Origin of the sequence: Pedobacter sp., assembly GCF_035317785.1 — a bacterium.
GTDB lineage: Bacteria > Bacteroidota > Bacteroidia > Sphingobacteriales > Sphingobacteriaceae > Pedobacter.
On record NZ_DATHGC010000031.1, the window covers coordinates 1 to 4,682 of the forward strand.

The 4,682-nt window shown below is 46.7% G+C and carries 3 protein-coding genes and 1 pseudogene; all 4 read right to left on the reverse strand.

All coding sequences use genetic code 11. The features are described from left to right. Positions 1–419 (reverse strand): annotated as a pseudogene (locus tag VK541_RS02435) (RagB/SusD family nutrient uptake outer membrane protein); the annotation flags it as partial. Positions 420–424: 5 nt separating this feature from the next. Next, the gene (locus VK541_RS02440) at positions 425–3,592 is read right to left on the reverse strand and encodes a TonB-dependent receptor (protein WP_324366576.1); all 3,168 of its coding nucleotides are present in this window, start codon (positions 3,590–3,592) and stop codon (positions 425–427) included. Positions 3,593–3,624: 32 nt separating this feature from the next. Then, positions 3,625–4,140 (reverse strand): hypothetical protein, encoded by a 516-nt coding sequence (locus VK541_RS02445; RefSeq protein WP_324366578.1) that lies wholly within the window; start codon positions 4,138–4,140, stop codon positions 3,625–3,627. Positions 4,141–4,166: 26 nt separating this feature from the next. Then, the coding region (locus VK541_RS02450) for a RagB/SusD family nutrient uptake outer membrane protein (protein ID WP_324366580.1) at positions 4,167–4,682 on the reverse strand (516 nt) is incomplete at its 5' end.

Here is a 4,682-nt window from a genome sequence, read left to right on the forward strand (position 1 = left end):
ATCAGCGCTCCAACCGTACCCACCGGGGTAAACTGCTTAATCTCCGGCAATCTTTTGATCAGCAGATTTGCCCTGCCGATAGTGCTGTACAGATAGCTCCAGTCGGCATATTCATTAATTTCGGTTAAACCGTTAAAATCAATTTCGTTAGTAGCCGTAGAAGCATAGGTAACACGTCTTTCCCAGTTATCCGAGCGCGCCTCACCCCACCAGGTCATCCTGTTCCTGAACTGTGCGTCGCCAATCATCGTTTGCTGAAACTCGCCATACATACCCGCAATGGCCGCATCTGCTTCTATCTTGTTGTGCAGAAAATCCTTCAGCAAACCCTCGGATATAGGCTGCTCATCCACCGCTTTTTTGCAACTGCCAAATGCAATCAATACACTTAAAACAGTAATACTCAATAATTTCTTCATCTTAATTAAAATCCAATGTTAAGTCCAAACCCAAGTTCTCTTCTCTTAGGATACCTGCCAGTATCATCCCCCGGTGTCAAACCTGAAGAAGGCGTAAATTCAGGATCGTATCCCGAATAGTTGGTGTAGGTAACCAGGTTCACCCCATACACATAAGCAGAGAGGCTCTTTGAGAAAACCTTCTTAGCGATCTTTGAATCAAATGTGTAGGTAAACCTCGCGTTGGATAACCTAAGGAAACTGGCATTCTCCAGAAAATAACTGTTACCGCCGCCGCGCTGACTGCCCCGGGTGTTCTTATCCGGATAATACGGATAAGTAGCCACATCACCCTGGCGGGTCCATGCGCCATAAATGGCTTCAGGCAACGAAGGCCCGCCGTTATTTGCATAATTGGTCAGATTTTGTTTGAACTGGTTGTAAACCTGGCCGCCCACGGAACCATTGATGATAAACGACAGTCTGAATTTTTTGTAGCTGAAGTTGTTGACGAATCCAAAATAGACATCTGATTGTGAGTTGCCAATGATCTGGCGGTCACCTTCATCGATGAAACCATCGTTATTGACGTCTTCCCATTCGGTATCACCGCCAAGGAGCACAGAACCGTCACTATTTTTCTTTTGGACAACAGCACCGCCGTAGAGCTGTCCGTCCAGCTCATAATGGTCAGCAATAGAAGCTACCGGATCACCGGACGTACCGCGTACCGGGTATTTAACCGTAATGCCAACAGGAGTGAGTTTTTTACCATCAGGAGTATAGGCATTAGAAGCATCATACTGGTACACACCCTGATTTTTCCAGCCATAGAAATCACCTATCCGGCCGCCTTCACGGATCAGGTAGGTCGCGTTACCGCCACTCACTCCACCAGTACCCGTAGCAATGAACTGTTCACCCTGGTTCAATTTCAAGATCCTGCCACGCTCAAAAGAAACGTTGGCATTTACCGTCCAGTTAAAGTTTTTGGTGAGCACTGGTGTACCGCTTACCGCAAACTCCAGACCTTTATTCTCTATCGTACCTACATTGACCTTAATGGTGTTATAACCAGTCTCTTTAGGCATCTGCCTGTCGTAAAGCAGGTCATCAGTAGTTCTGATGTAACCATCAAACACAAAGCCAAGCCTGCCTTTTAAGAAACTCAGATCAAGACCGAGGTTTTTGGTATAAGTAGTTTCCCACTTCAGGTCAGGATTACTAAAGCTCGCAGTAGTTGCCGCGCCCGCCAGACCATTATAGCTGTTTCCACCCAGTTCCACGCGGGGAATGGATTCATAATCTCCTATGGCATCATTACCCCCGCTGCCGTAACTGAACCTCAGCTTACCATCTTCCAGAACTTTCCTGGTCCAGGCCATAAAGCCCTCATCCGTAAAACGCCATGCAGCCGATCCGGCAAGAAAACTGCCAGACCTGTTGTTGATCCCGAACCTGGAAGAAGCATCATTCCTGTAAACTCCCTGCACTATATACCTGCCCTTATAACTGTATCCAACCCTGCCAAAATATGATCCCGTTGATACCGCACTGGCAGTCGATCTTTGCTGGGTGAGGTTGGTCAGGTTAGAACCGGAAATGGTTTTAATGTTTTCCAGGATAAAGTTCGTTCCCCGAAGCTCCACATTATTAAACCTGCCCCTGTCGCGGGTCACACCCAACGAACCCGATACCGTATGGTCGCCAATTGACTTGTTATAATTTAAATAAGCCTGGGCTTCATAATAAAATCTCTTGTTGAAAATATTGGTCGCAGCGTTGTTGTCACCATTCTGGTTCAATACATATCTTGGTGTGAAATTCAGGCGCTCCCCGTTATCCAGCTGTGCGTTCAATGCAGCAGTGAACTTCAGGTCTTTATAAATGTCATAATTGGCAGAAGTCACAAACTGGGTCTTATAGTCCTCCCTGGTATTGGTCTCCAGCAGTGCATTGGCTACCGGATTTCGCTTATTATTGATAAAACTCGTCAGCTTGCCGTCAGGATAATAGATCAGGTAGCTCGACGGCCTGTCAAATACCGGCCTGATCGAATTCCCGATACTGGCAAAATTTCCCGTTTGCCGGTAAAAAGAAAGATTACTGGAGAATTTTAATTTCTTAGAGGCCTGGTAATCCACATTGATCCGCGACTGGATCCGCTTTGCATCTGAATTTAACGCAATACCTTTATCATCCAGATAATTCAGGCTTACCGCATAAGTCAGCCCTTTTTGGCCGCCGGCCAAAGAAACCTTCACATCATGTTTTTGTGCCAGGTTTCCCAGTAGCAGGTCCTGAAGGTCATTGGCAGAGTTCAAACCAGGGTTAAGAGAATCGATAAGCACATTCACCTGGCCCTGCAACTCCCGGTACCTGCGGATGTCAACCGGATTGGATTGCTGAATGCTGTGGGCAATTTTTCCCATCGTATATACATACTGCACATCGATCCTGGGCTTTCCTTCTTCGCCACGCTTGGTAGTGATCAGGATTACCCCATTCGCAGCCCTTGAACCATATATCGAGGCAGATGCCGCATCCTTTAGCACCTCAACACTCTGAATGTCATTAGGATTGATCGCAGAAGCATTAGGAGTGATCACCCCATCCACCACATACAAGGGCGCGGTGCCATTGCCGTCTGATGAAAAAGTCGACGGACCACGAACCGTAATTGATCCTTCAGCACCCGGCTCACCATTGTCATTGACCACCAATACCCCGGCCGCCTTGCCCTGTAAAGCATCAAATAAGTTTAAAGGCTGTCTTTCCGCAATGTCCTTGGCAGATACCGAAGAAATGGAACCCGTCAGGTCACGCTTCCGTACCTTTTCTCCGTATCCGGTCACCACGACCTCATCAAGATCAGACAGGTCTTCTTTTAGTGTTATGTCAATGACCTTACGCTGACCGGCAACCGTCTCGTAAGTGATCAGACCGATATAGCTGTAGACCAGCACCGATCCTGCATTGGGAACAGCAATGGCATATTTACCATTCGCATCTGTTTGTGCAGAGATTTTGGCATCTTTTACCCGGACGCTCACGCCGGGAATACCACCTCCATTTTCATCCTTTACCGTTCCGGTAACCTGGATGGACTGACCATAAGCCAACATGCCCGTCAGTAAAAACACAATCAGCATTGCCATGGCTGGCAAGCGACTGCTTGAGTAGAATTTGCTCATACGTGTAGTTTTTGTTTGGTTATATTTCAGGTTTAATTGATCCTTAGCGGTCTTCTGAAAGCCACAGACATCGTATCCACCCTGTATTCGGATGTTACATTTTCGATCAGGTCAACATTTACAGCACGCGCACCCGGTGCCGGGTTATTCAGCAGCTTAATGTAAATGGTGTCCCTGGCCTTTACAGCTTTAGGAAAGACGATGGAATATTTACCATCCACCGGGTTGATGACGGTTCCGTTCCTGTCTACCACGTTAAAATCAGTACCCAACACCGCAGCAGTAGTCCCTGTAATGACCGCAGGTGTCAGGGTATACTGAGCAACCGCATCATAACTTCTTGTAAATGAAGAATTGAAAGACACAGGAAATTTAACTAAAGCGGCCTGACTCTTGTTTACAATGATCTGGGCATTGGTATAAGGTACATAAGCAATATAATAGTGATGATCGTACTCCGGCATACCCAGCAGATAATCTCTTTTTTCGCAAGCAGAAAGCACACCAACCAGAAGTGCCATTGCCGCTATTATTATTTTTGATTTCATTTTCTTATTTTTCTAATAAATGACTATTACCAGTTTGGATTCTGAACCACATTGTTACCGCTCAGACTGATCTCATTCAAAGGAACAGGATACAGGTAATCGCGGTCTGCCCTGAAGGAACGGGCACTGGCAGGTTCAGCAATCACAATACCATTTGCATTGAGGCTGAGCGATCCCGGATTTGGTAAATTCCAGTCCACTGTGTTGAACTTCCCGCCCAGGATCTCCTGCGGCAATACAACCTCAGCAGTTTTCCAGCGGATGAGGTCATCATATCTGAAATTTTCCAGCGCCAGTTCCACTGACCTTTCTCTCCTGATCTCATCCCTCATATCCAGGTTATTGGTGGTCGCAAAAGCATTGGTAAGCGGAACATTAAACCCTACTCTGTTCCGGAGCGCATTGATCGTCAGGTTCAGATCTGCATCACTGATCGAACCGGCAAGCTCAAACTTAGCTTCCGCATAGATCAGCAATACTTCGGCATACCTGATCAGGGTCTTATCCACCGTAGCCTGGTTATTTACCGCATTATCCGCAAG

What these genes read in the sequence shown, in the direction of transcription:
- VK541_RS02440 (WP_324366576.1), bottom strand. Translation starts at nt 3,592, where the DNA reads ATGAGCAAATTCTACTCAAGCAGTCGCTTGCCAGCCATGGCAATGCTG.
- VK541_RS02445 (WP_324366578.1), bottom strand. Translation starts at nt 4,140, where the DNA reads ATGAAATCAAAAATAATAATAGCGGCAATGGCACTTCTGGTTGGTGTG.